The organism is Micromonospora sp. NPDC050795 (assembly GCF_044456785.1).
Taxonomy (GTDB): domain Bacteria; phylum Actinomycetota; class Actinomycetes; order Mycobacteriales; family Micromonosporaceae; genus Micromonospora.
Genome location: NZ_JBITGE010000103.1, coordinates 1 through 1,752, shown reverse-complemented (window position 1 = coordinate 1,752; position 1,752 = coordinate 1). Strand labels below are relative to the sequence as shown.

At 67.0% G+C, this 1,752-nt stretch carries 2 protein-coding genes; one reads left to right on the top strand and one right to left on the bottom strand.

Annotated features, from left to right (window positions below; translation table 11 throughout):
• The coding region (locus ACIBEF_RS32370; protein ID WP_396797221.1) for a hypothetical protein at positions 1-889 on the bottom strand (889 nt) is incomplete at its 3' end.
• 354 nt (positions 890-1,243) lie between these two features.
• On the opposite strand from ACIBEF_RS32370, the gene ACIBEF_RS32365 reads away from it, so the two are divergent.
• Positions 1,244-1,705, top strand: a complete 462-nt coding sequence (locus tag ACIBEF_RS32365; protein ID WP_396797220.1) for a helix-turn-helix domain-containing protein — start codon at positions 1,244-1,246, stop codon at positions 1,703-1,705.
• Positions 1,706-1,752: the final 47 nt, after the last annotated feature.

Below are 1,752 nucleotides of genomic sequence, written 5' to 3'. Positions count from 1 at the left end.
TGATGGGGGTGCCTACCGGTAGGCGGTTCAACGCCTGCGCATAGTCCTGATCGGGCCAGGTGATTTTGGCGCCGCTGGGTTGCAGCCGCCATTTGCCGTCGGGGAGCGTGGTTGGGTTGTGGTGCAGGCCGTGCGCGGCCAACGCGGTGACCAACGCCGGATCCGGCGCCGCCACCCGCCCCCCGCCGGCCGAGGCGTCCCGCAGTCTGTTCACCAGTTGGCCGATGGAAACAGGGACGGTACGACTGGGTAGCGTCACTGTGGTGTTGCCCGTGATGCGGGTGCCTACCGGGAGGCTGTTCAACGCCTGCGCATAGTCCTGATCGGGCCAGGTGATTTTGGCGCCGCTGGGTAGCAGCCGCCATTTGCCGTCGGGGAGTGCGGTCGGGTTGTGGTGCAGGCCGTGCGCGGCCAACGCGGTGACCAACGCCGGATCCGGCGCCGCCGCCCGCCCCCCGCCGGCCGAGGTGCTCCGCAGTCTGCTCACCAGTTGGCCGATGGGAACAGGGACGCTATAACCGGGCAGCGTCACTGTGGCGTCCCGAACGATGCGGGTGCCTACCGGCAGACGGTTCAACGCCTGCGCATAGTCCTGATCGGGCCAGGTGATTCTGGCGCCGCTGGGTAGCAGCCGCCATTTGCCGTCGGGGAGCGCGGTCGGGCTCTGGTGCAGGCCGTGCGCGGCCAACGCGGTGACCAACACCGGATCCGGCGCCGCCGCCCGCCCCCCGCCGGCCGCGATGCTCCGCAGTGTGCTCACCAGTTTGCCGATGGGAACAGGGACGGGACGACCGGGCAGCATCACTGTGGTGTTGCCCGTGATGGGGGTGTCTACCGGGTGGCGGTTCAACGCCTGCGCATAGACCTGATCGGAATACCTAGGTGCCATCCGGATCTCCTCATCTTTCCTGTACTGGCCTCTCAACGAGCGAAGACAGTCACGCGTTCAACAGTTTCCCCGGGTTTTGCCCCTGATCTTGCAGGGCGGTTGCAAGTTCCGGGGTTGTGTGGCTGTCGGGTTGTGATCGGGTGGGCCGTATACAGAGGTTGAAGGGCTGACGTCCGTCGGCGTGTCTGCGTGATCCGGATCGATGGGTTCGGTATGCCGGAGGTATGAGGTATCCGGCTGGTGGTGGCATGAACGCGGCAGCTCGGGTCCGGCGCGAGAGGGTCCGGATCCAGGCCGCCATAGATTCAGACGATCAACGCAACACTGCTGGTGGATGGGTGGATCGTGGCTCGGATGGGTCGGCCGGGAATGCCGGACGCGATGAAAGAAGACTTGTGGCGGCGCTGGCGTGCCGGTGAGTCCATTAGTGTGATTTCCCGAGCGCTCGGCAAGCCGCCCGGCTCGGTCTTCACCGTGTTGAAGCACCACGGCGGCATCGCACCCGCCGAGCGGGTGCGTCGGGCGGATCGGCTGACCCCTGAGGACCGGGAATCGATCTCTCGTGGTCTCGAGGCCGGCGCCTCCATGCGTTCGATCGCCGTGTCCATCGGCCGTCCGCCGTCGACGGTGAGCCGGGAGGTCTCTCGCAACGGCGGTCGGTTGAAGTACCGTGCGTTCGCTGCTGAGCAACGCGCCCGTGAGCAGGCGGGTCGCCCGAAACCGTCCGCCCTGCGCCGACAACCCGCTCCTGCGGATCAGCCACGAGACCATCTACCGGGCGGTCTACACGACCCGGTGGAAGGTGATCGCGCGTGAGTTGTGCGCCAAGCTGCGCACGGGCCGTCCCATCCGCAAGAACAAGA

Excerpts from the sequence above, each read along its gene's own strand:
- ACIBEF_RS32365 (WP_396797220.1), top strand. The coding sequence starts at position 1,244 with ATGGGTCGGCCGGGAATGCCGGACGCGATGAAAGAAGACTTGTGGCGG.